The organism is Streptomyces sp. NPDC059909, from assembly GCF_042730885.1.
Taxonomy (GTDB): domain Bacteria; phylum Actinomycetota; class Actinomycetes; order Streptomycetales; family Streptomycetaceae; genus Streptomyces.
Window position 1 is genome coordinate 1 of sequence record NZ_JBHWKX010000196.1, and the last position, 2,142, is coordinate 2,142.

The window sequence follows — 2,142 nt, forward strand, 5'->3', positions numbered from 1 at the left end:
GGCTAAAATCCCACGTCATCACCCGTCCTCACCTGTCCCGTGCTGACTTGGTGCTGACTACGCTCCGTTGAACTCGGGCATCCGGGATGATCGCCTCAGAGTCGTTGCGTGGCAGGTGACCGGACTGAGAGACCGAGTCCGGCCTTGCCGCTCAGCCGCCGTCGGCACGGGCAAGGCGCTGCGTCTGGGCACGGTGCATCCTGGTCCCAGGAGGTTCTTCGTCTGCTGGTGGTACACGCTAACCATCGCCTCTGAGCTGCGACAAAGGGTGGGATCGTCTGCTGTTGAGCGAGGTTGGTCCGCACCTGGTCCGGATCTTGGTCCGTGATCTGTGGTGTTGGCGTGCGAGTCCTACGGTACGACATGGCACAGGTTGTAAAGACCGTCCGGGGGCGTCTACGCCGGTCCAGCGCGGGCACGAAGTACCAGGTCAGGGCCTTCTGGTCCGGGAGAGGCCGCACAGTTGGTGATGGCTGCGTGATAGGCGAGTGATACGGCGAGGCCCCGCCGGGGTCCGTCCTGACGGGACTTTGAGTCGAGCCGTGAGACGACGAAGTCATCGGAGCGCTCCGGTGCGGCTTCGTCTGAGATCGGCTGCGCTGGCGCGCACGATGCGGCTGGCGCTTCATGCGGTCCGTGTTCCTGTGACGCTTCCAGGGTGCGCATACTTTGCGATTGCACTCGTTGGGAGAGGAGTTCATGTATTCCTGGCGTGCGTTGTCAGTGCCTCCTTGCTTGCCCGGACCTCGGATGCACCAGCATTCCGTCCCGTGGCGGACTGGTAGACGAGCCGGGGCCATCCGAGCATGCCAAGGCACGCTGCGTCCCTGCCGCCCGTGGGTGATGACCACAGGCACCCTCCGCCCTGCATGAACCATCGGCACGCTCCTCCCGGGCGATGGAGGTAGCTCTCCCAGCCTTCTTAGAAGTCATCTCATTTGGTGAGCCTTCGGTAGCAGATGAGAGTGCAGGCGATGCTGGTGAAGGCGAGGAAGTGGTCGGCCTTGCGTTCGTAGCGTCGGTGGAGGCGGCGGCAGCCGGCAAGCCAGGCCATGGTGCGTTCCACGGTCCAGCGGTGACGGCCCAGCCGTTGCGAGGACTCGACTCCCTTACGGGCGATGCGGTGGGTGATACCTCGCTCGCGTAACCATCGCCGCAGATGGGCATAGTCGTAGCCCTTGTCGGCGTGAAGCTTGCCGGGCTTGCGCCGTCGTCGGCCGCGCCGCGAGCGGATTGGCGGGATGCCCTTCACGAGCGGGATCAGTGCCTGGCTGTCGTGGAGGTTGGCCCCGGAGATGCCGACGGAGACGGGCAGACCCGACCGTTCCGTGACCAGGTGGATCTTCGAGCCGTACTTGCCCCGGTCGACAGGATTCGGACCCGTCAGGTCCCCCTTTTCAGGGCCCGCATGTTCACCGAGTCGATTGCGCACCGCGACCAGTCCAGCTCCCCGCGGGCACCGAGTTCGTCGAGAACCAGGCGGTGGAGTTTGGCCCACACCCTGGCCTTCGACCACTCCGAGAACCGTCGGTGAGCAGTCGCTCCGGACGGGCCAAACGACGCCGACGGCAGCTGCTGCCAGGTACAACCCGACGTGGCTACGAAGACGATCGCGGCCAGCACCTCCCGGTCGCCGTGCCGACGCCGACCACCGCCCTGAGGTCGCGACGGCGCCTCCGGCACCACCCGCTGGAACAACTCCCACAACTCGTCCGGCACCAACCGCTCAACGATCCCCACCATGACGCACAGAATACCGAGTGCCCCAAATGAGATGGCCTCTAAGAGGGCGGTTCGTGAGTTGATGTCCGTTTCCGGTTGAGGTTGCAGCGGGGTCGCTGGTAGGGAGTTCCCTCGGCTATTGCTTCCTGGCGAAGTTGCCGGTTTCGGCCTCGGTGAGGATCCCGAGTCTGACCAGGCGTTTCAGCTTGGCGCGGGTGCCTTCGACGTTCTTCGGCAGCAGTTCGTGGCCGAGGGCTTCGCAGACGTCCTTGGCCCGTAGCGGTCCGGTCGTCTGGTTGAAGGCGTCGAGGATGCGGGGGTAGTCCGGGTGCTCGGGCAGCTCCGGTGCGATGTTCGGGAGCCGGTCGGCGAGGCCGGTGACAGTCGTGCGAGTGATCGCGAGGTGTTCGAGGTGGGTCC

At 65.3% G+C, this 2,142-nt stretch carries 2 protein-coding genes; both read right to left on the reverse strand.

From position 1 onward, the window contains the following. Window positions 1–934 precede the first annotated feature (934 nt). Window positions 935–1,743, reverse strand: a protein-coding gene (locus tag ACFV9O_RS40120) for an IS5 family transposase (RefSeq protein WP_371874218.1) whose coding sequence is annotated in 2 segments (ribosomal slippage) — window positions 935–1,395 and window positions 1,395–1,743 — 810 coding nt in all. Because the reading frame shifts where the segments join, the coding sequence is not laid out codon by codon here. Between the two features lie 115 nt (window positions 1,744–1,858). Next, the coding region (locus tag ACFV9O_RS40125) for a hypothetical protein (protein WP_385427983.1) at window positions 1,859–2,142 on the reverse strand (284 nt) is incomplete at its 5' end.